This window comes from Allorhizobium sp. NPDC080224 (assembly GCF_050281005.1).
Taxonomy (GTDB): Bacteria; Pseudomonadota; Alphaproteobacteria; order Rhizobiales; family Rhizobiaceae; genus Allorhizobium.
The window spans coordinates 3,706,640-3,727,163 of record NZ_JBNNWJ010000001.1 but is presented as its reverse complement, the minus strand read 5'-3'; the positions used below and the strand labels follow the sequence as shown (position 1 = coordinate 3,727,163).

19 protein-coding genes and 1 pseudogene are annotated in these 20,524 nt (G+C 59.7%); 10 read left to right on the top strand and 10 right to left on the bottom strand.

Annotated elements, in window-relative coordinates:
• Positions 1-129: 129 nt before the first annotated feature.
• Positions 130-438, bottom strand: a complete 309-nt coding sequence (locus ACQKP1_RS18305; RefSeq protein ID WP_427276355.1) for an NHLP leader peptide family natural product precursor — start codon at positions 436-438, stop codon at positions 130-132.
• A 213-nt stretch (positions 439-651) separates the two neighbouring features.
• Between ACQKP1_RS18305 and ACQKP1_RS18300 the strand changes: the two genes are divergently transcribed.
• The gene (locus tag ACQKP1_RS18300) at positions 652-1,614 is read left to right on the top strand and encodes an N-acetyltransferase family protein (protein ID WP_427276354.1); all 963 of its coding nucleotides are present in this window, start codon (positions 652-654) and stop codon (positions 1,612-1,614) included.
• A gap of 158 nt (positions 1,615-1,772) precedes the next feature.
• Here ACQKP1_RS18300 and ACQKP1_RS18295 read toward each other — a convergent pair whose 3' ends face one another.
• The 4 genes and pseudogenes from ACQKP1_RS18295 to ACQKP1_RS18280 form a co-directional block, all read right to left on the bottom strand.
• A complete protein-coding gene (locus ACQKP1_RS18295; protein ID WP_427276353.1) occupies positions 1,773-2,390 on the bottom strand; it encodes a class I SAM-dependent methyltransferase in 618 nt (205 codons plus the stop codon).
• Positions 2,391-2,404: 14 nt separating this feature from the next.
• The gene (locus ACQKP1_RS18290) at positions 2,405-3,196 is read right to left on the bottom strand and encodes a sulfite exporter TauE/SafE family protein (protein ID WP_427276352.1); all 792 of its coding nucleotides are present in this window, start codon (positions 3,194-3,196) and stop codon (positions 2,405-2,407) included.
• Positions 3,193-4,062 (bottom strand): annotated as a pseudogene (locus ACQKP1_RS18285) (MBL fold metallo-hydrolase); the annotation flags it as partial. The pseudogene ACQKP1_RS18285 and the gene ACQKP1_RS18290, both read right to left, overlap by 4 nt.
• A gap of 205 nt (positions 4,063-4,267) precedes the next feature.
• Positions 4,268-4,450: a hypothetical protein gene (locus tag ACQKP1_RS18280; protein ID WP_427276351.1), complete on the bottom strand. Its 183-nt coding sequence runs from the start codon at positions 4,448-4,450 to the stop codon at positions 4,268-4,270.
• Positions 4,451-4,882: 432 nt separating this feature from the next.
• Here ACQKP1_RS18280 and ACQKP1_RS18275 point away from each other — a divergent pair, with 432 nt between their 5' ends.
• From ACQKP1_RS18275 to glsA, 4 genes are all read left to right on the top strand, one after another.
• Positions 4,883-7,279, top strand: a complete 2,397-nt coding sequence (locus ACQKP1_RS18275) for a cation:proton antiporter (RefSeq protein WP_427276350.1) — start codon at positions 4,883-4,885, stop codon at positions 7,277-7,279.
• Positions 7,227-7,673: a hypothetical protein gene (locus ACQKP1_RS18270; protein ID WP_427276349.1), complete on the top strand. Its 447-nt coding sequence runs from the start codon at positions 7,227-7,229 to the stop codon at positions 7,671-7,673. The genes ACQKP1_RS18275 and ACQKP1_RS18270 overlap by 53 nt, the downstream gene beginning before the upstream one ends.
• A gap of 43 nt (positions 7,674-7,716) precedes the next feature.
• The gene (locus ACQKP1_RS18265; RefSeq protein WP_427276348.1) at positions 7,717-8,820 is read left to right on the top strand and encodes an HAD-IC family P-type ATPase; all 1,104 of its coding nucleotides are present in this window, start codon (positions 7,717-7,719) and stop codon (positions 8,818-8,820) included.
• A 655-nt stretch (positions 8,821-9,475) separates the two neighbouring features.
• Positions 9,476-10,483, top strand: a complete 1,008-nt coding sequence (gene glsA / locus ACQKP1_RS18260; RefSeq protein ID WP_427276347.1) for a glutaminase A — start codon at positions 9,476-9,478, stop codon at positions 10,481-10,483.
• A gap of 213 nt (positions 10,484-10,696) precedes the next feature.
• On the opposite strand, the gene ACQKP1_RS18255 is transcribed toward glsA, so the two are convergent.
• Genes ACQKP1_RS18255 through ACQKP1_RS18240 form a run of 4 tightly spaced genes read right to left on the bottom strand, consistent with a single transcriptional unit; the run spans position 10,697 to position 14,104 of the window.
• Positions 10,697-11,935 (bottom strand): ABC transporter substrate-binding protein, encoded by a 1,239-nt coding sequence (locus ACQKP1_RS18255; RefSeq protein WP_427276482.1) that lies wholly within the window; start codon positions 11,933-11,935, stop codon positions 10,697-10,699.
• A gap of 46 nt (positions 11,936-11,981) precedes the next feature.
• Positions 11,982-13,028: an aldo/keto reductase gene (locus ACQKP1_RS18250; RefSeq protein ID WP_427276346.1), complete on the bottom strand. Its 1,047-nt coding sequence runs from the start codon at positions 13,026-13,028 to the stop codon at positions 11,982-11,984.
• The gene (locus ACQKP1_RS18245) at positions 13,028-13,378 is read right to left on the bottom strand and encodes a TIGR04076 family protein (RefSeq protein WP_136560499.1); all 351 of its coding nucleotides are present in this window, start codon (positions 13,376-13,378) and stop codon (positions 13,028-13,030) included. The genes ACQKP1_RS18250 and ACQKP1_RS18245 overlap by 1 nt, the downstream gene beginning before the upstream one ends.
• A 12-nt stretch (positions 13,379-13,390) precedes the next feature.
• Complete coding sequence (locus ACQKP1_RS18240) at positions 13,391-14,104, bottom strand: GntR family transcriptional regulator (RefSeq protein WP_006728271.1); 714 nt, start codon at positions 14,102-14,104, stop codon at positions 13,391-13,393.
• 97 nt (positions 14,105-14,201) lie between these two features.
• Between ACQKP1_RS18240 and ACQKP1_RS18235 the strand changes: the two genes are divergently transcribed.
• The 5 genes from ACQKP1_RS18235 to ACQKP1_RS18215 are packed head-to-tail and all read left to right on the top strand — an operon-like array spanning position 14,202 to position 19,101.
• Positions 14,202-15,014: an ABC transporter ATP-binding protein gene (locus ACQKP1_RS18235; RefSeq protein ID WP_427276345.1), complete on the top strand. Its 813-nt coding sequence runs from the start codon at positions 14,202-14,204 to the stop codon at positions 15,012-15,014.
• On the top strand, positions 15,011-15,757 hold the full coding sequence (locus tag ACQKP1_RS18230) for an ABC transporter ATP-binding protein (protein ID WP_427276344.1): 747 nt from the start codon (positions 15,011-15,013) through the stop codon (positions 15,755-15,757). The genes ACQKP1_RS18235 and ACQKP1_RS18230 overlap by 4 nt, the downstream gene beginning before the upstream one ends.
• Positions 15,754-16,665 (top strand): branched-chain amino acid ABC transporter permease, encoded by a 912-nt coding sequence (locus ACQKP1_RS18225; RefSeq protein ID WP_427276343.1) that lies wholly within the window; start codon positions 15,754-15,756, stop codon positions 16,663-16,665. The genes ACQKP1_RS18230 and ACQKP1_RS18225 overlap by 4 nt, the downstream gene beginning before the upstream one ends.
• Positions 16,662-17,621, top strand: a complete 960-nt coding sequence (locus tag ACQKP1_RS18220; RefSeq protein ID WP_427276342.1) for a branched-chain amino acid ABC transporter permease — start codon at positions 16,662-16,664, stop codon at positions 17,619-17,621. Before ACQKP1_RS18225 ends, ACQKP1_RS18220 begins: the two co-directional genes overlap by 4 nt.
• Before the next feature lie 10 nt (positions 17,622-17,631).
• Positions 17,632-19,101, top strand: a complete 1,470-nt coding sequence (locus tag ACQKP1_RS18215) for an aldo/keto reductase (protein ID WP_427276341.1) — start codon at positions 17,632-17,634, stop codon at positions 19,099-19,101.
• 126 nt (positions 19,102-19,227) lie between these two features.
• On the opposite strand, the gene ACQKP1_RS18210 is transcribed toward ACQKP1_RS18215, so the two are convergent.
• On the bottom strand, positions 19,228-20,481 hold the full coding sequence (locus ACQKP1_RS18210; RefSeq protein WP_427276340.1) for a class II aldolase/adducin family protein: 1,254 nt from the start codon (positions 20,479-20,481) through the stop codon (positions 19,228-19,230).
• Positions 20,482-20,524: the final 43 nt, after the last annotated feature.

Here is a 20,524-nt window from a genome sequence, read left to right as displayed (position 1 = left end):
CGCGTCAGGGTAAAAGCTGCTCAAAGAGGCGATGCCGTTCTGTCGATCAGCTGGCGCGTCGGGATTGGTCGAGGCTCTAAGGGTTAGGTCGCCCCACAAAGAATTGCGGGGCGACCCTGAGACTCGACCTTATTTCGGCTTCCTCTCCGGGTAAGGAGGACCGTAGAGAATGAAGGCGCTGAAAGATGTTCCGCCGGATGCGAGATCCAGCAATTCATCTGGCAATTCATCCAGCTTGAATGGGGCCCGCAAGACGATAGTCGCCTCGCCCGGCTTTTCCTCGATCACGTTGATCTTCAGGTTCTTGAGTGGGTTTTCCCGCTCCAGAACTTCGGCCAACGCCGCATGGGGGTCCTGTTTGAGACGTTCACGGAAGGCAGTGTCGTTGTTCGCCTTTTCAACCACGGCCTTTTCAATGTGAAGTCGCAGGTCGGACATCACATCAGTTTGCGCATTTAACATATTATCACCAGCATCTCTGTATAAATCTGAATATTCAGACTTTCCAAGTATCGAGTCTTCAATGGCAAGGTCAATAATCGAGATGGCGTTGGATACCGTCCAAAGCTGGGCAGAAATAATTTAGGATTTTGAAGGCCATCCCACCGCACTGTAAAATAAGTCTCACGCTTTGATCGCAAGGACTTTGTTTTGGAACGACTGAAGGACTCTATACATTTCATTAATGTTGAGAGCATACGTGAAGAAAAATGTCTGGAAGACTGTGCCGGTCTCACCTGGAAAAGCTATCGGCCGTTTCTTGAGGCAGCGCAGTGCGACAATCGCCTGGCTCTGGCCGCATGCGTGGGAAGCGTCCCCGTGGGATTGTGGTTGTCTGCCAGAACTCCTTCTGAAGACACACCGAAAACCCACACCCTTCTATCGCTGTTTGTCGCTCCGGAATGGCGACGTCGCGGCTTGGCGACTGACCTCATGCAGGCGGCTGAGGGCGAGCTTTCAGCTCTTGGAATCTCATCTGTGACCACCTGCTATTCGTCGATATTGCCTGGCGCCGACGCGATGTGCTGCTTGTTGCGCAAACAATCATGGGCTGAACCTGTACCAGACCGCATTCGCATCTGCGGCCGTGTCGGTGATACGTTTGCCACCTCAAGGGCCTGGGATTTGCTGCTCAAGCGGCTGCAGCGCCAAGGTGTCCGCTATCTGAGTTGGGAAGAAGCCGGTGACGGCGTTCTCGAGCAAGCTGCGGCGATGGTCGATGCAGGTGAGGCACCCGCGTGGTCTGACCCGCGCCCATGGAAGGACGCCCTTTCCGCAGAATTTTCGCTGGCGATCTTCGATGGGGCAGGGGGGCTAGCCGGTTGGGTCATATGTGAGCATCAGGCGAAAATGGACCGCTGGTACTTTCCCATTGGGTGGGTAACGCCGCCCGAACAGGATCGGGGGACTTTGGTTGGCGCATATCTTGAAGGCTCGATGCGCATTGAGATGCGCAACGGCGCGTCGGCACTTGCCGTTCTTGAAGCCTCACCCAGACAAGGGCGCGCATGGAGATTGTTCGAGAAGCACTTCTCAAAGCTGGCACTTTGGTCCGACCGCCTGCTGATCTCACAGAAAAATCTCGGCACTGAACCTACACCGCTGCTTGATTAACCCCAAGCCCCGTAGATCCGCTGGGGCTGCGTCTTTTGCAAGCGATCGAACTCGAGAGGCGAAGCTAACGAAGATGTGGCCTGCTGCCGGTTTCTTGGACACCGAGTTAAGGTGCTTCCAGGCCATCTCGGGGGATGGCTCGAACTCAACTCTCACGGCTAAGGCTTACGCGCGACGATGTAGGGGTTTTGCGGATTCTTGCCGAAGATACGCTCGTCCGTGATCACGAAGCCAGCATCTGTGATCGACTGCAGAAGCTCGGGGATACTGTGTCGTTTGACCGCAGGAAACAGACCGACGGCCCGAAGCGCACTGAATAGCAGGCGGAACCTGAACTTCAGGTCGGCGAAACACCAGGTTTTGGAAACAAGCAGGCCGCCAGGTTTCATATTGGTGAAAATCTGCGCCAAGGTGGCTGGTTGATCTTCCACCAGGTGCAGAACGTTGAATGCGCAGATGACGTCGAATGGTCCGCCGTCATAGGCATTCCCAGCGTCTGCCAACTTGAAGGTCAGATTGGCGCCCGCAGGTTTGTCCTGAGCGATCTTGATCATCTCAGTCGAGAAATCTGTCGCCATCCAGTTTAAAACATGGGGCGCAAGCCGAATTGCCGTGCCGCCGGTACCGCAGCCGAGCTCTAGGACGTGATCTCCGGGTTTGAGACGTGACGCGACATCGCCGATCATGGCGTCATAGGCCGTCACGTCTTTGAGCGGGCGTGCTGCATAGCGCGCAGCAATTCGGTTCCAGAACTTCTGCTGCTTTGACAACGCCATTTTCAAACCTTTCGTCAGAGCGGCAGAATCGCAGCGCTGCTTTTGTACAGGACATAAAATGCAACGACGATGATCAGCACAGCGAAGATCCGGTTGAGGAGGTTTCGCTTCGTCGACAGACGAGTTGCAAGCAGCATGCCGCCGACGCCGCCGATCACGCCGCCACTGATGAACTCGGCCGCGATCGTCCAGTCAATCAAGCCCGAGGCCGCGTAGTTGATCGCAGTGGCGAGGCCGAAAGTCCCGACGGGGAGAAGCGACGATCCGACCGCGTTGATCATCGGCATGCCGGTCGCGAGCATCAGACCCGGTACGATCAGGAACCCTCCGCCAATTCCGAAGAAGCCCGAAGCTGCTCCTGCCGCTATGGCAACTGCTGCCGTTTTCCAGCATGTCAGGCCATCCGTTTTGACGACGTCTGACGCTATGGCCCTTCGGGGCCGGAGCATCAGGCCTGCAACGACCAGCATCAGAAGGCCAAACAGGAAAAGCAGCTTCTGCCCGTTGAAAGCTATTCCAAGTGTCGAGCCCGCGAGTGCGCCAACCGTCCCGGTGGCGGCAAAAACGAAGGCGCAACGCCACCAGACATGTCCTTTTCGGGCATGACCGATGAGATTGACATAGGCATTGACCGATACGGCCAGAGCGCCGGTGCCGATGGCGATATGTGGCTGTGAGATGCCGACGACATAAAGCAACAGCGGCGTTGCCAGGATGGAGCCGCCGCCACCGATGAGGCCGAGCGTAAAACCCACCAGACCGCCGGAGCCGATCGCCGTCAGAGCCTGGGTGACCAGATCGTTCATTCCCACGCAGCCCCTGCGAGTGCATCCAGCGGGATCTTCAGATAGCGCTTGCCGTTCGCTTCCGGTTCTGGGAGGCGTCCTCCACGGATGTTAACCTGTAGTGCATGCAGAATGAGCTTCGGCATGGGAAGGGTTTTGTCGCGTGCGTCGCGCAGCGCGACGAAGGCCGTCTCGTCCTTGCCGGCGATGTGCGGATTGCTGCGCTTCTGTTCGGCGACGGTGCTTTCCCAGAGGGGTTCACGCCCGTCCGGCTGATAATCATGGCCTGTGAACAGGCGCGTGTCGTCGGGCAGTGAGAGGATCTCCTCGATCGAGGCCCAGAGCCGTTTGGCGCTTCCGCCGGGAAAATCGGCGCGCGCCGTGCCGCTGTCGGGCATGAACAGCGTATCATGCACAAAGGCGGCGTCGCCGATCACATAGGTGATCGAGGCAAGTGTGTGGCCGGGTGAGAAGAGGACCTTTGCCTTGAGATTGCCGACCGCGAAAGTGTCGCCTGCTTCAAACAGCCGGTCCCACTGCGAACCATCGGTTGGCAGATCCGGCCAGTTGTAGATCTCCTTCCAGAGCTTTTGTATTTCGGCGACACGGGCGCCGATGGCGGTCGGGGCGCCGGTCTTGTCCTTGAGATACCTGGCAGCGGAAAAGTGGTCTGCATGGGGATGTGTATCGAGGATCCACTCGACGCTGAGCCGCTTTTCCTTGATGTAATCCAGTATCGCATCGGCATTGCGGGTTGCGGTTGCGCCCGACTTTTCATCATAGTCGAGCACCGGGTCGATGATTGCACATTTTCCCGTTGCCGGATCACTCACGACATACTGGATGCTGAATGTGCGTTGATCGAAGAACCCTGTTACATCGGGTTTGCCTGCCATTCGTGTCGACCCTCCTATGGATCATGCAGCCCGGGACGCTTTCTTTTCGTCCTGCCGCGACAAAATATATGCAAACATATATATCTTCATAGTATCGAGATAAAGGCTTGAACCTTCTTGCCTCTGCCTTTCTGCAGCCTTTGGGGCAGGTCTGACGAGTGCTTTGGCGGTTGCCCCTGTGACGGCGCGTCTATCTTCACTTCGGCCTCAGAAGCACTTCCATCTGGGCGTCACTGGGAAGGCCGGGAAAGGTATCGACGGTGCCGTGCGCGCTCTTGAAGACGATCGCTGGCGTGCCGCCGAAACCAAGTTCCTGCATATCGCTCATCACTTGCGAACGATCGGATTCGGCGTCGATCTGGCTTGTGAAGTAGTCCACTGAGCAGAACTTTGAGTATACCCAGTTCGAGCGGCTATCGGACTTGGTTTATTCTGCCAAATACCGAGGCCAAGACCCAAAGCCCCGTTGTAGTAATCGACCGCAATTGACCGCCTTAGGACCTAACTTGGACAGCAGCGCAAGATGTTCTGATGTCCGCTTTCGCCGCTGGGCACATCGTCCTCGGACTGTCCGCACACGGCCCCATTCCTGCCGCCAACCTCGACGGAGTCCATGTCGCCTATTAGCGCTCCTGCGCCATGACCGCCGTCAGCGGATGCAGTTGAAATGGCGCGTACTTATCTGGTGCTCGAGTGAGCAAGTGCACCTGAACGAGGCGTAAAATGTCCGGCTCTAAACCTGGTCTCGCGCGGTTACGAGCCGACGCCAGTTTCCGTTGCCGACCGGCGAGGGTTTAGATCAGCACCCTGAGTGATCTTTGCGCTTCTGTCGGCAAAACTGATCAACGACATGATCGACGTTTGTGGTGAAGGCCACGATATATCTCTCGCTCCCCGGGGAAGCGACGGTAACATCGCATCAGCGATAGATAGTTTTGATATGGATATTGTAACGCTGGTCGGCATAGTGGCCGCGCTTTTCGTTGTTATTAGCCTTAGCGAGCCAATAGCCGACTGGTTGCGGCTTCCTTACACGGTTGTATTAGCCGTCATCGGGACCTTGATAGGTGCGGCAGCAACTGTACTGGTTGAGAACGACCAGGTCGTCACAGAGCTGGCACCATCTCTGGAAATCTTCGAGTTCAGCATTCGTGCAAATGTATTCTTGTATGTCTTGCTACCAACGCTCTTATTTCAGGTATCTCTCGGCCTTAATTTGAGACGTATGGCAGAAGATTGGGTGCCGATCATGGTCATGGCGGTGGTTGCGGTCGTCTTGGCCACCTTTGCTATTGGGCTCGCGTTGCAACCATTCACCGGCTTGTCACTGGTCGCCTGCCTAATGCTTGGTGCCATTGTCGCGACAACTGATCCGTCCGCCGTAGTGTCGATTTTCCGCAACATTGCGGCGCCGCAACGCCTGACGCGCATTGTCGAGGGCGAGAGCCTATTGAACGACGCCGCCGCCACTGCACTGTTCGGTTTTTTCCTGACCTTCGTCATGCTCGGAGTGCCAAATCCGACGGTGCAAGATGCTCTGGTCGGATTTCCGATCCTGATTTTCGGTGGTGCGGCGTTCGGCTGGTCGATGGGTCGTATCTGCTTGAGGATCCTCGCGACGCTTGGCCGTTTTCCCTTGGCTCAGATATCTCTCAGCGTAGCATTGCCTTACTTCACGTACATCATTGCAGAACAGGGTTTAGGGGTATCAGGCGTGATTGCCGTGGTGATGGCGGGGATGACCTTGAATTATCTGGGCCCCGGCCGATTGGCGCCAATGAACTGGACAAATTTGCGGGAGGTCTGGGATGTCCTGGCGCACTGGGCCGGTGCGTTAATTTTCCTTCTCGCCGCTCTGCTCGTTCCGCGGCTACTTGGCGACATGAGGCTCTATGATCTTTTCTTGATAGGGGTCGTTGTCGTTGCTGCCACCACCGCGCGGCTTTTCATGCTGTATTGCGTCCTGCCATTACTCACGACGCTGGGTTTGTCGCCCAAGGTCGAGCCTCCTTTCCGCGTTGCGATCATGTGGGGAGGACTGCGCGGCGCCGTTACACTTGCCTTGGCCTTGGCTGTTTCCGAGAACATCTGGGTTCCGGAGAATGTAAAAGGGGATGTCGGAGTTCTGGCAACTGGGTTCACGCTGTTCACTCTTTTGGTGCAAGGCACAACCTTGCGGTGGGTGATCACTCTTCTCGGATTAGACAAACTGGCCCCCCTGGACCGCGCCTTGTCGAATCAGGTCATTGCGGTCGCGCTGCAGAATGTCCGTGAGGAGGTGGCTGAGACTGCGAAGAAACATGAACTGACGCGCGACATCGTGCGATCTGAAGCGAAGCGCTTTGCTTCAAGGCTCGATGACGCCATGCAGCAAGCTGAGGTCGCTGAGGAAATTCCTGATCGCGATCGTATCAAGCTCGGACTTGTTGCCTTGCGGGGACCCCTGCGCCGGTTCATCGCGCAGTTTCACAATGTCCTGATCTACGTGCTCATCGTGGCTGCCATCGTCACAGCGATCTTGCAGCACTGGGTCGATACCGGTGTGATCCTCGCCGTGGTTTTCGCCAATGCTACGATCGGCTTCCTCCAGGAGGGAAAGGCCGAATCGGCGATGGCGGCCATTCGTCAGATGCTGGCACCGCGCGCGGCGGTTATGCGCAGCGGTCAGAGGATGACCATCAGCGGCGCCGACCTGGTGCCCGGAGACATTGTGTTGCTTGAGGCTGGGGATAAAGTCCCTACGGATCTGCGCCTGATCGAGGCGCACGGGCTAAGCGCCCAGGAGGCCATCCTCACCGGCGAATCCGTGCCGGTGGACAAGGCGACGCCCCCGGTTGCCGTGGACGCACCCCTCGGCGACCGTCGCTCCATGCTCTGGTCGGGAACCCTTGTCACCCAGGGAACCGCGCGCGGCCTCGTCACCGCCACCGGTTCGGCGACGGAAATCGGGCGCATTGGCGGCCTTCTGGCCGGCGTTGAGCAGTTGACGACGCCGCTCGTCGCGCAGATGGATCATTTTGCCCGTTGGCTGTCCTTCCTCATTCTGCTTGTTGCAGCCCTGCTCTTGTCCTGGGGCTATTTCGTCGGGCACATGCCCTTTGCGGATCTGTTCATGACGGTGGTGGCCATTGCCGTCTCGGCCATCCCGCAACGAGATGGTGGTTACCGCCGCCGATACCCCGGAGGGCAGTTTTGCCATCACCGGTGATGGCTATGCACCACGTGGGGAGATCACACCGGCGGGTGACCTGTCAGCGCTCGCCCGCGCCGCTGCTCTCTGCAACGACGCGGCGCTGCATGACCGCAACGGTATCTGGACCGTGGAAGGTGACCCAATGGAAGGCGCGCTGCTTGCTTTTGCCGGCAAGACGGCTCCGGGGAAAGCGGCGCACCGGCTGGATGCTATCCCTTTCGACAGCCGCCATCGCTTCATGGCCGTGCTCACCGATTTAGCGGAAGGCCGGTTTATCCATGTGAAAGGCGCGCCCGAGCGTGTGCTGCGCATGTGCGGGGATATCGACCATGACCAATGGCACGGACGGGCCGAGGCCATGGCACGACGGGGCCTGAGACCTGGCATTTGCCGAACGGCCAACCTCTGACGAACGGATCGAGGCCGCAACTCTGGAGGGAGACCTGACCTTTGTGGGCCTGCTCGGTCTGATTGACCCACCGCGTCCCGAGGCGATCGCTGCGGTCGCCGAGTGCCGGGCAGCCGGCATCCGCGTGAAGATGATCACCGGAGACCATGCCGGCACGGCCGCAGCGATTGCCGCTGAGATCGGCCTTCAGAATTCGGATCGGGTGCTGACAGGCGCCGATCTCGACAAGCTGGACGATGCGCAATTGGCCACTGAAGTGGGAACGGTGGACGTCTTTGCCCGCACCAGCCCCGAGGACAAGCTGCGCCTCGTCACCGCATTGCAGGCCAATGGCCTGTCGGTTGCCATGACGGGCGATGGCGTGAATGATGCACCAGCCCTCAAGCGGGCCGATGCTGGCATCGCCATGGGCCTGAAAGGTTCCGAGGCCGCGAAAGAGGCCGCCGATCTCGTTCTTGCCGACGATAACTTCGCCAGCATTGCGGCCGCCGTGCGCGAGGGACGAACGGTCTACGACAATTTGAAGAAGGTCATTAGCTGGACGCTGCCGACCAATGCCGGGGAGGCGCTGGTCGTCATCGTTGCGCTGGTTGCCGGCATGGCGCTGCCGATGACGGCGGTTCAGATCCTTTGGATCAACCTGATCACCGGGATTACGCTGGGCCTTGCTCTGGCCTTCGAGCCGACGGAAAGCGGCACGATGGCGCGACCGCCGCGCAAGCGGAGCGCACCGATCCTTTCCGGCGAATTGGTCTGGCATGTCGTTTTAGTGGCAAGCCTGTTTTTGGCGCTTGTCTTCGGCATGTTCTCCTATGCGCTCGACCGCGGCTACTCACTGCCGCTCGCCCAGACCATCGCGATGAACACATTGGTGGTCCTGGAGATTTTCCACCTGTTCTTCATCCGCAACATCCATGGCACTTCGCTGACATGGGCTGCGGCGCGTGGCACGAAGGTTGTCTGGACAGTGGTCATCACGATCACTGCGGCGCAATTTGCGATCACCTACGTTCCTGCTCTGCAGTCTGTGTTGGGCACAGAGCCGGTTGCCATTCTCGACGGCCTTCTGATCGTTGGCCTGGGCGCCGTTTTCTTCGCGATCATCGAGATCGAAAAGCAGATCCGACTGGGTCTGCAGGGACGGTGAACCTGCCTTCCAGCTATTGTTCGTATTAATGTCACCAGCATCTGCGTCAGCTTACCTTTTGGCTGACGCTGCTGATGCTATCGCATTTGTGTTTCGTGGAAGATGGACACGACTGTCCCAATTGTTGTGGATTCGATCCCTGTTGACGAGCAGTGACGCCGCCGTCGTAAAAGCCACGATCCAATTGGTTGCGTTGGATATCCCAGTCACGGCCGAAGGTATGGAGACAGAGCCACAGCCAAGTCTTGCGCACGATGCTGGCTGCGAGCTTTTGCAGGGATATCTGATCGGTAGGCCTATGTCATTTGGCCACCTTGTGAATGAGCTGCCTGATGATGCCGATAAGCGGCCGCTTCGTTTGCGTGTCAGCGTGATCGCGCATCATGTAGAGCATGGTGTGGATAACCGTGCGTACTGTGTATGCCGTCCAGAAGCATGATGCGCAGTTTGTAGCTGGCCGCCTCAGGACGGATTGAATGACTGGGTGTTGGAGGCGGTGCTACATTCGGCTGGTCGGCTCTGGCGATTTTGTCGCTATCGTCGGTGCGCAGTTGGCGGATGTTGTGCTCACGCCATATCGGGGGCGAAATCCTGTCCATCTTCATACTATACAGGAAAGACAAGCGGCATATTCAATCAGATTAGGACGTATGACATGGCAGATCCTGTTGAAGATGCGACAGAGTTGAAGGCAATCCTCAGCGATGTTGTCGCTCAAGTGAAAACACGTGCACCTGCGATTTACGACGAGGCCGTTGCGGAAGCCAAGGAGGAGGATAAGCCGACCCCGCGCAAGGCAGACTTTGAAAAGTTCGGCATCGCAGTGTTCACCAAGACCGGTGAACTCGCCTTCGCCGGCAATGCCAGCATCGGCTTTCCGATCCAATCCATATCCAAGGTCTTCGCCCTGGAGCTTGCGCTTGAAGCGCTCGGCGAGGCTTTGTGGAAGCGAGTCGGGCGTGATCCATCGGGCGACCCCTTCAATTCCATTATCGATCTTGAACGCGCCAAGGGTGTTCCACGTAATCCGTTCATCAATGCCGGTGCATTGGTCGTATGCGACGTTCTCGCTGGTCTCGCAGGAAGCGCAGGTCCAAATCGTCACGTGGTTCGCTTTGTTGAAAGCATGCTCGACGGTGAAGCGGTGGTGCTCGACAAGGATGTTATGGCCAGCGACCGTACCGGCGGCGACCTCAATCGATCGCTGATGTTCATGGCGAGGCACCACGGCAATCTGAACCATCCGGTAGATAAGGTCATGGAAGCCTATATCCACCAATGTGCCATCACGCTGGATTGTCGCGGACTTGCCAAGGCAGGCCGCTTTCTCATCCTTGACGACCCCGAACAAGAGAGCGAGGCGACCCTGGCGGCGGCGCGGCGCGCTCGGCGGATCCTTTCGGTGATGATGCTGTGTGGCCAATATGATGGCTCAGGTGACTTCGCCTATCGGGTCGGATTACCAGCCAAATCGGGCGTCGGCGGCGGAATTCTCGCCGTTGTACCCCATTGCGCCTCAATCGCCGTGTGGTCGCCAGCACTCGATTCAATGGGCAACAGTTGGCTCGGTACGCTGGGGCTGGAGTTGGTCAGCTATAAGACCGACTGGTCGGTCTTCGGCAGAGCGCGCCGGCGAATTGCCAGCCAGCACGAATTTCTTTGAAAGAGCTCGCTCGTTTTGGTCGAAGAGCTTCGGGGAGATCACCTCAGGCTTGCCCGGCTCGACTGCGACCATCCGCTGGAAATGCGGTCTTTCGCATGCCATAGACCCGATGTTCTCGTTGAACACCGGCGGTCTCCCCCAACCCAAGGCAGTTCAGTGCGGTGGTGGGGCGGCTCTGAAGAGCCGCCCTCGTTCTGACCTTTGTCGCCAGCACTATTTCGAAAGCGTGGCCTTGATCTCGGACACTTCCGAAGATTCCATCTGGCCCACGGTTGTCACCTCGCCGTCGCTGATCTTCCAGAGGCGGAAGGGGCCGGTGATGTCGCCGTATTGGTCGAAGCTCACGGGGCCGATGACGCCTTCGTATTTGATCGGCTTGCCGTCCTTGAGCAGGCCGAGGGCCTTTTCGAATTCCGCCTTGCCGGCATAGATCGGCGTGCCGCCAGGCGCCGTTACCTCCGAAATTGCCGTCTTGATGGCGTCCTTGTCGGCCTTGCCGGCTTTGGCAATCGCGAGGGCCACGATCGCACCGGCATCATAGGATCGATCGGCTGCCGGTGCAGACGGTTCAATGCCACCGGAGAATTCTGCGTAATTGGCGTTGAAGTATTCGGTCGAGGTCGTCGGTGTCGTTCCCGACGAGGTACCATAGGCTTCGTTCAGATACTGCGCGCCAACGCTTGCGATGAAGTCCTTGGAGTTCATGCCGTCGTTGAACAGGAATTTCTGGACGCCGCCGCCAGAGATCCAGGCGCGGGCAATCGTTGCACCGTCCACCGGTGTCGAGATGAGGTAGAGGGCATCCGGTTCGCCGTCCATGGCAACCGAGGCCTCGGAGGAATAGCTCGCCTGCTTTTCGTTATAGGGTGTCGTCGAGGTGATCGTTCCCCCGAGCTTGGTGTAGGCGGCGGTGAACTCCTGCTTCAGATTGTTACCAAAGTCGTTGTTGACGTGGATGATGGCGATCTTCTTCATGCCCTGGTCGAGCGCATATTTGGCAGCCGCCGTTCCCTGAAGCGCGTCCGAGGTGATGGTGCGGAAGAAGACACCATTGGTCTTGCCCTCGCGGCCGAGTGCGGTCAGCGTCGGGGATGACGATGCCGGAGACACCTGAACCACACCGGCTGGCGCCGTGACGGAGGTCAGGATCGGGATCGAGACCGAGGAAATGATGCCGCCGATGATCACGGGCACCTTCCTGATGTTGACGAGCTGGGTGGCCTGATCCACGGCCACGTTGCCCTGGCTCTGGCTGTCACGCGTGTCCATGACCAGCTTGCAGCCGTCGACGCCACCCGCCTCGTTGAAGTCCCGGAAGGCCATTTCGACGGATTTGGCGCCGGCCTTGCCATATTCGCCGGCAGGGCCGGTGAGTTCCATGACCACGCCGACGGTGATGTCGCATTCTTGCGCGAATGCCGGTGCTGCGCCGATTGCGAAGCCCGCCAGCATGGTTGAAGCCAGGACGAGGTGTTTCAGATGATTTCCCTTGTTCATGTCATTCCCCTTTGTTGAGATTATATTTCATGATGCTGCCGTGGCGCCCGGTGCGGTCCCGCTCGAGCGTATAGACGTCGCCTTCCAGTTCGCGAGCACCAGCCATAGCGGCGTCGATCTCTGCGAGATCGGTGTCCGACAGAACGACATCGGCGATGGCGAGGTTAGAGGCGAGGTGATCGCGATTGCGCGCGCCGACAATGACTGCCGTCACACCCGGCCTACGGAGCATGGCGGCACTGGCAATCGTTGCGATGTCGGTCGTGTGCCGGTCCGCCACCTTGCGAAGCGTCGACAGCAAGGCCTGGAACAGATCCCAGCCACCGAGATCATCGATGATCAGCTTGTATTTGGTCAGCGAGCGGTTCTCGAGCGGATGCTCCGGTTCAGCCTTGCCGAGCCAACGGTCGGAGAGGAAGCCGCCTGCGACCGTGCCATAGCAGAACAGCGCGAAGTCGTGTCGGGCCGCAAGGTCGACCATGCGTTTTTCCGGGCGCCGGTCGAGCAGCGAATATTGCAGCTGCAGCGAGGTCAGCGGGATCCCGCCGTCGAGGATCGCCGTGATATGGTCGCTGTCGAAATTCGTGGCGCTGATCTTGTCGATCCGCCCATCCTGCTGCAGCTCTTTCAGCCAGCCGAGGGTGTCGAGCCAGGCCGGCATTTCGTAGTCCCACCAGTGAAACTGGACCAGATCCAGCCGCTCCATGGCGAGGCGCTTGCGCGACGTGTCGATCAAGCCCTCCACATAGGCCTTGGTGATCGTCGGGAGCACGCCGAGATCGGGCACGAACTTCGTATGGACGCGAATGCGGTCGAGCGCCGCCTGCCCTTGCAGATCGCGGTAGCGCAGCCGGAAGCGCCCGATCAGATCCTCCACGCCGGTGTAGATGTCTGCGCAGTCGAAGGTGGTGATACCGGCGTCGGCAAAGGCCACCATGTCTTCGATGGCTATCTCTTCGTCGATGGCGCCATGGCCACCGGCAAGCTGCCATCCACCGCGGATGACGCGTGAGATCTCGTAACCGGGGGCGATGGAGATACGCTGCATTACTCTTTTCCTTCGAGGGGCACGGCTGTCGTGGCGGCATGGCTGAAGCGGCGAAGCCCGGTGCGCCGAATTCGCAATCGGGTGGAGCAGTTGGGATCCGGGCAGGCGATGTCCGCATCCGTCGTCATCCAGTCATGCGCATGGGTCGGGCGCTGCTTGGCGGCGAGAAGCGGAAGCACGGAGGCCAGGGAGTAGATCGACAGTCCCTGTCCCGGCGGAAGATAGAGCATCTCACCCTGAAGCTCGAAATAATCACCGGGCTTGGCGCCGCAGTAGACCGCGCCGTTTTCGGGGATCACCACCTCGACGCGCAGGTCAAAGAGTTCGAATGTATCGTCCGTTCCGCTCATCTGTGCCTTCCCTCACGCCGCTTCTTCGCCGGCGTCGAGACGCCCTCGCACGAGATCGAACGAGCGACCGATATCATTGGAAAGCGCGTTAACGGCTGCGTCTTCATCGCGCGCTTCGAGTGCTTCGATGAGCGTCCAGTGGTGATTGGTGGCTGCAAGGCCGCCTTGTTCGTCGTGGATATGGGCGGCGGCGCGCACGACTGGACCGGACTGAAGCCAGAGGCTTTCGACCATCGGGATCAGCACGCGCGAGGAGGCGGCGCGATAGATATGGAAATGGAAACGATGGTTGATTTCAGAGGTCACCGGGCCAACGTCCTGGCCATGGCGCTCGAAAGCCGCCTCGCAATCCCGGTTGATCTGTTTCAGGCTTTCGATGTCTTCCGCCGTCAGCCTGTCACAGGCGAGCGCCACAAGACGCCCCTCGATCAGGATCCGCGCACGTTCCAGGTCATCCAGGCGTTCGCGGGTGATCAACGGCACGCGGATCGAGCGATTGGGCAAGGCTTCCAGGGCCTGTTCGGAGACAAGCCGGCCGAGCGCTTCCCTGACCGGCATGGTGCTCGTCTTCAGCCGGTCTGCCATGTCGACGATGCGCAGCATGTCGCCCGCGGCAAAGCCGCCGTTGATCAAGGTGCGGCGCAGCTGGTCATAGACGCGATCCTGTAGCGTCTCGCGGCCCACAGGCGTGAGGACGTCGTCCGACTGGCCTATCGTATCCGTCATGCCGCCTCCCAGAGCCTATCGGAAATATCGGTTGATTTTCGCGTCTGCGTAAAGTTTGATCAAACATCACCGATCAAATCAAGGCTCATTTTTGAAGATGAATGCCGCGCATTCCCCACCCTCTGCGTCGTTTCCGAAAGCCTCAGCCGCCGCCGCCATCGAAGCACGGCATCTGACGAAGCATTTCGATGGGCTGACCGTGGTCTCCGACATGTCGCTTCAACTCGGCCAGGGCGAGATCCTGGGCCTGATCGGGCCGAATGGTGCTGGAAAGACCACCATGTTCAATCTGCTGGCCGGCAGCCTCAAGCCCAGTTCTGGAGAGATCTGGGTCGGAGGACGAGAAGTTTCCAGCGAAGCGCCGGAGAAGCGCATTGGCCGCGGCGTCGCGCGAACGTTCCAGATCCCACGCCCGTTTATGGAAATGAGCGTGCTCGAAAATCTGCTGGTCGGCGCTCAGAGGCAGACAGGCGAAGGCCTGTTTGCCAATTTTCTGAAATCCGGTCTGGTGCGGCGCGAAGAAACGGCAGCGCTTGAGAAAGCGCATGCGATCCTGGAGTTCGTCACGCTGTCGCGGCTGGCCCATGAGCCCGCACGCGTGCTGTCCGGAGGGCAGCGCAAGCTTCTGGAACTCGCGCGCGTGCTCATGGCCGATCCGCAAGTGATCCTGCTCGATGAGCCAGCTGCAGGGGTGAACCCGGCTTTGCTCGAAGTGATTATGGAGCGGGTGGTGGCGTTGAACGCCGAGGGCAAGTCTATCCTGCTCATCGAGCACAACATGGACATGGTATCGAGGCTGTGCTCGAGGGTGGTGGCCATGGCGCTTGGCAAGCTGCTTGCCGAAGGTGCGCCAGCTGACGTGGCGGCTAATCCTGCAGTCGTCGAAGCCTATCTCGGCGGTGGCGCATGATCGATCCGGTTCTCACAACCTCGGCGCTGGTCGCGGGCTATGAGCCGGACCTTCCCATTGTTCGCGGCGTCGATTTTTCCGTCGCACAGGGCGAACTCGTGATCCTCTTGGGGCCGAACGGTGCTGGCAAATCCACTTTCGTCAAGGCGATCGCTGGCATGGTGCCGGTGCATTCGGGTCTGATACATCTGGCAGGCCGGGATATCACGGATGTCGCGCCGAACCGCAAATTGGCTGAGGGTCTCGCCTTCGTGCCGCAGACGGAGAATGTCTTTGCCAGCATGAGCATTCTGGAAAACCTCCAGATCGCCGTGGCACTCCTGCCGAAATCGCAACGTAACCTCGCCATCGAGACGATGCTGACCCGCTTTCCGGATCTCGCCGTCAAGCCGAAGCGGCTGGCCGGTGCGCTCTCCGGCGGGCAGCGACAAATGCTGGCAGTGGCGCGTGCGCTGGCGCTCGACCCGCCGATACTCATCCTCGACGAACCATCTGCAGGCCTCTCGCCGAAAATCGTCGGCGAGGTTTTTTCCATGCTCAAGCGCATCAATAGCGAGGGCGTGACGGTTGTTCTGGTCGAGCAGAACGTCAAGGCAGCCATGGCGATTGCCGATCGCGCCGTCATTCTGGCCGAAGGGCAGATCCGCCACGAAGGGACGCCGGCCGATCTCGCCGATGATCCGCTCGTCGGACAGATCTATCTCGGCACGACGAGCCGCAGTGGCCTGGAGAGGACGCCATGAACCCGCAATTCCTGATGGACGGGCTGATTGCAGGGGCAATCATCGGGCTGGGCGCGGTCGGCGTCACGCTCACCTATTCGATCCTGCGCTTCTCCAATTTTGCCCATGGGGAACTTCTGTCCTGGGGTGCCTATCTCGCACTGGGCATCAGCAGTGCGCTTGGCGTCCTGGCATCTGGACTTACCACGCCGCTCGGGCCGTTCTCCTTCGGCTGGTCGCTGCCGATCGCAGCGGTGCTCGCCATCGCTTTGACGGGGGTCCTTGCGCTTGCGGTGGATGCCGCGCTGTTTTCGAGCTTCCGGCGACGCGGCAGCGCCATCATCATCATGGTCATGGCAAGCTTTGGCGCGTCGCTCGCCCTGCGCAGCCTGCTCGAATTCCTGTTTACCTCGAAGCCCGCTTATTTCAGCCAGGCGCTGCAGATTGCCATGAAGCTCGGACTTGGTCTCAGAGCAACGCCGGACCAATTGGCCATGCTGGCTGTGGCCCTGGTCTCTGTCATCACCGTGCATCTCGTCATGACGCGGACGGATATCGGCCGGGCCATGCGCGCGGTCAGCGAAAATCCGGGCCTTGCCGGTATCGCGGGCATCGATGTCCGCCGGGTTATCCGCACGGCCTGGTTTCTGGGCGCGGCACTTGCCTGTATCGCCGGCATTATGAGCGGGTTGATCATTCAGATCCGCCCCTATCTCGGGCACGACCTTCTGTTGCCCCTGTTTGCGGCTGCCATTCTCGGAGGGATCGGTTCGGTCCCGGGCGCCATGATTGCAGGCCTGTTCATCGGCATTTCGGAAGCCTTCACGGTCCAGCTCATCGGTGCCGAATGGCGGGCGGCGGTGTCATTTGCCATCCTGATTGCGGTTCTTCTCGTCCGCCCCCGCGGCCTGTTCGGAAAAGCGACATGAGCATCGATCTTATCGCCTATGGCGCCTTCTTCCTTACGATGGCCCTCACCTATGCGATCATCTGCCTGGGGCTGAATGTTCAGTGGGGCATGACGGGTTTGTTCAATGTCGGTATCGCCGCATTCGTCGCGGTCGGTGCCTATACCTCGGCCATTCTGACGACACCTGATACGGCAGAGCGCTTTGGCGGCTTCGGCATGCCGATTGCTGTTGGCTGGCTGGGGGCTGCCGTCGTCTCGGGAGCGCTTTCCTGGACCGTCGGCGCGCTGACCATCCGGCTGAGAGCCGACTATCTTGCCATCGCAACCTTCGGCGTCGCTGTCACCGTCCAGCTCTGCATGCTCAACCTGCAGAGCGTCACCGGCGGATCCTTCGGGATCGGCTTCATTCCGCGGCCTTTTGCCGACCTGCAGGGTGACGCGTTGCTTTTCAGCCTGGCCAATTGCGGCCTCATGGCGCTTGTCGTGCTGGTGCTCTATCTCGGTCTGCAACATCTGTCGCACAGCCCCTGGGGGCGAGTTCTGCGGGCGATCCGTGAAGACGAGACGGCGGCGCAGGCGCTCGGCAAGCGGTCTGTCCGCTTTCGCTTGCAGGCGTTCACGGTCGGTGGCGCCATCATGGGCCTTGCCGGGGCCGCCCAGGCGCATTTCATCGGCTTCATCGCGCCCGACAATTACATGCCAGTTCTCACCTTTCAGGTCTGGGCCATGTTGATCGTTGGCGGCTCCGGCAACAATCGCGGTGCGATCGCCGGCGCCATTCTCGTCTGGGGGCTCTGGGCGCTGACGGCTGCTGCCGTCTCGGCCTTCGTGCCGCCAGAGGAACAGGCGCGGGCGGCCGCTTTGCAGATCGTCGCCATTGGTGTCGGGCTCTGCCTCATGCTCCTGCTGCGTCCGCGCGGCCTGTTTGGCGAGGTGAGCCCGCTCGCGCGCCTTAGCCGCAACAAACAATCCTGACCATCGAGGAATGATCTCCGTGTCCCAGCATCCCCAACGCATCACTCTCACTCCGGACCTGTCGATCAGCCGTCTCGTTTGCGGCCTCTGGCAGGTTGCCGATATCGAAAAGAATGGCGCCACGGTCGATCCGGAGCAGGGGGCTGATGCGCTTCAGGCCTATGCGGAGGCCGGGTTCGACAGTTTCGACATGGCCGATCATTACGGATCGGCAGAGATCATCACCGGACATCTCCTGAAGCGCTATGGCCCTGGGGAGAAGAAGCCGGTTGCCTTCACCAAATGGTGCCCGGAGCCTGGCCCAATGACCCGCGATGTGGTGCGCCGGGGTGTGGAGGAGAGACTCGTCCGCCTTGGCGTCGACAAGGTCGACCTGTTGCAATTCCATTGGTGGACATTCGAACACCCGGCCTGGCTCGATGCCTTGCATGAAATGCAGGCGATGAAGGAGGAGGGGCTGATCGGCGCCCTTGGCCTCACCAATTTCGATGCCGCGCATCTTAACCTCGCGCTGTCTGACGGGATTGAGATTGCCAGCAACCAGGTCTCCTTCTCCCTGATCGACAGGCGTGCGGCCGGCGACTTGTCGGCGCTATGCCTCAGTCGCGGCGTGAAGCTTCTAGCCTATGGCACGCTCTGTGGCGGCTTCCTGTCGGAGAAGTGGCTCGGTCAGCCGGAGCCCGCCTCGATCCCCGACTGGAGCCGCTTGAAATACAAGCGCTTCATCGATACGGCCGGCGGATGGAGCGTTTATCAGGGAATTCTCGGGGCGGCATCCACCATTGCGCGAAAGCACGGGGTCTCGATCTCCAACGTGGCCAGCCGCTGGGTGCTCGAACATCCGGCCGTTGCCGCCACGATCATCGGGGCAAGACTGGGTGAGAGCGAGCATCGCGACGACAACGTGAAGGTCTTTACCTTCGAGCTCGATGCGGATGACAAGGCGCTGCTCGGCAGCGCCTTTGCAGCGAGCACCGCCATTCCGGGCGATTGCGGCGACGAGTATCGCAAGCCTCCGTTCCTCACGGCATCCGGCGACCTCAGCCATCATCTCGATGCGATCCCGTCCGTCTACACGGCGGTGCCGGTGCCGGGGCGCGAGGATCGCATGCGGGTTTCCTCCGGTAGCATCTGGGAACCGCTGGCCGGCTACAGCCGGGCCATACGGGTCGGTGACCGGATCCTGGTATCGGGCACGACGGCGACCCACGGCAGTAACCGTTGTGTGGCACCTGGCGATCCGGGCGCCCAGGCGACCTATATCCTCGACAAGATCGCCGCTTCCATCTCGGCTCTCGGAGGCAAGATTGAGGATGTCGTCCGCACGCGCATCTATCTCAAGGATGCATCACAGTGGGAGCCCGTCTCTCGTGCCCATGGTCGCTTCTTCTCCGAGGTCCTTCCGGCGAACACCTTGGTCGAAGCCGGTGCCCTTGTCGGTGACTATGAGGTCGAGATTGAAGCGGAAGCCGTGGTCTAGTTGATGAAGTAGCGGCTCTTTGCTGCGTCAAAGACCCGTTCGCTTTGCCCGCGCCTTTATGAGGCGATGCAAATGGTCTCGAATACGTTCGCGAAGATCTCAAGAGGGAAGGGGTGCGGCGCTCCTCTAAGGCGCCGACACCTTCAATTTGGCCTGCTCGAGTGACCAGTATTCCATATCGAAGAGATCGGCTTCCCCGATCGGTGTAAACCTGCCGTAAGCCTCGGCAGCATTGATTGCCCGTGTCGCCTGCTCGCAGATATCCCCGCCGATTTTCGCCGCTTTTTCCGTGCTTCCGACCGCATACATGCCTTTGTGCCGAACGATGATCACGCGCGGATAGACATCGAGCATCTGCTTGGGCTCGCTTTGGCGTGCGGCATTGCGCTCGAAGTATGATGTGTAACGGCTGGCGTAGCCAGCGAGTGCCTTGTTGATGGCCGCATCGTCTGCGTCGGCCTCGATGATCATCGGCCAAGGCTTGATCCGGATGACGTGATCCGGTGTCACGGTGCCTCGCTGGGCGATTTCTTCAAGCTGGTCGTTGGCGGCATAGTCCCTGATGGCAGACGTCGAGCGATAGTCCAGAAAGACGGCCTTTTCGAATGGTGAGGTCTGCTGAGACAAGGCGCGTTGCAGCCGAAGTTTAAGGGACTGGTCCTCTTGGCCATCATTGCTCTGCGGCCCGGTCAGCGTGACGCCCGCACGGCCGAGTTCCTCCTCTGCCATCGTCACGAATTCTATCATCAGCTCATAAGACGCACGTGCGTCGTTCGCGAAGGTGAAAAGCCCGTGGTTTTCAAGCCAAAGCCCCTCGCAGCCCGGACTGTCCCGATAGATAAGGTCGCCGGCAATAGAGAGGTCAAAGCCTGGCATGACGTAGGGGACATATGCGACGCGGCTGCCGTAGATCCGCTTGACCGTTCCGCGCATGTCCGGCTGGTCGGCCAGCGCGAGAATGGCCGTGGCGTGTGTGTGATCGACAAAGGTGAAGGGCAGGAAGGCATGCAGCAACGCTTCGACCGATGGATTTGGTGCATCCGCTGAGATCAGGCTCCGGCGTAGCAGCGCGACCATGTCAGGATCGGAGAGCTTCGGCCCGTTGCGCACCTCAAGCAGGGGGGCGAGGTGCACGGCAGGTAAGCCCGGAGCTTCGATCGTGTCGAGATCCCATCCGCTGCCCTTGATGTGCATGAGTTTTGAACCATCCTCGGCGACAACCTTGACCGATGTGTTGCCGCCGCCATGGAGGACGAGGTCCGGGTCGCCACCGATGATGCGGGAGGAGTAGATCCGAAGGCCGAGGGCATCACTTTGGCCGGCACCGCGTGCGGCTTCCACATAGCGGTTTGCGTCTTCGTCGTTCCAGCGGCTTTGCATCGGCATATCCTGTCTCTTGAATGAAGTCGGCGGGCAGCCGAAG

Excerpts from the sequence above, each read along its gene's own strand:
- ACQKP1_RS18220 (WP_427276342.1), top strand. The coding sequence starts at position 16,662 with ATGAGCATCGATCTTATCGCCTATGGCGCCTTCTTCCTTACGATGGCC.
- ACQKP1_RS18235 (WP_427276345.1), top strand. The coding sequence starts at position 14,202 with ATGAATGCCGCGCATTCCCCACCCTCTGCGTCGTTTCCGAAAGCCTCA.
- glsA (WP_427276347.1), top strand. The coding sequence starts at position 9,476 with ATGGCAGATCCTGTTGAAGATGCGACAGAGTTGAAGGCAATCCTCAGC.
- ACQKP1_RS18210 (WP_427276340.1), bottom strand. The coding sequence starts at position 20,481 with ATGCAAAGCCGCTGGAACGACGAAGACGCAAACCGCTATGTGGAAGCC.
- ACQKP1_RS18240 (WP_006728271.1), bottom strand. The coding sequence starts at position 14,104 with ATGACGGATACGATAGGCCAGTCGGACGACGTCCTCACGCCTGTGGGC.
- ACQKP1_RS18245 (WP_136560499.1), bottom strand. The coding sequence starts at position 13,378 with ATGAGCGGAACGGACGATACATTCGAACTCTTTGACCTGCGCGTCGAG.
- ACQKP1_RS18250 (WP_427276346.1), bottom strand. The coding sequence starts at position 13,028 with ATGCAGCGTATCTCCATCGCCCCCGGTTACGAGATCTCACGCGTCATC.
- ACQKP1_RS18230 (WP_427276344.1), top strand. The coding sequence starts at position 15,011 with ATGATCGATCCGGTTCTCACAACCTCGGCGCTGGTCGCGGGCTATGAG.
- ACQKP1_RS18225 (WP_427276343.1), top strand. The coding sequence starts at position 15,754 with ATGAACCCGCAATTCCTGATGGACGGGCTGATTGCAGGGGCAATCATC.
- ACQKP1_RS18295 (WP_427276353.1), bottom strand. The coding sequence starts at position 2,390 with ATGGCGTTGTCAAAGCAGCAGAAGTTCTGGAACCGAATTGCTGCGCGC.
- ACQKP1_RS18270 (WP_427276349.1), top strand. The coding sequence starts at position 7,227 with ATGGTGGTTACCGCCGCCGATACCCCGGAGGGCAGTTTTGCCATCACC.
- ACQKP1_RS18290 (WP_427276352.1), bottom strand. The coding sequence starts at position 3,196 with ATGAACGATCTGGTCACCCAGGCTCTGACGGCGATCGGCTCCGGCGGT.
- ACQKP1_RS18305 (WP_427276355.1), bottom strand. The coding sequence starts at position 438 with ATGTCCGACCTGCGACTTCACATTGAAAAGGCCGTGGTTGAAAAGGCG.
- ACQKP1_RS18215 (WP_427276341.1), top strand. The coding sequence starts at position 17,632 with ATGATCTCCGTGTCCCAGCATCCCCAACGCATCACTCTCACTCCGGAC.
- ACQKP1_RS18255 (WP_427276482.1), bottom strand. The coding sequence starts at position 11,935 with ATGCTGGCGGGCTTCGCAATCGGCGCAGCACCGGCATTCGCGCAAGAA.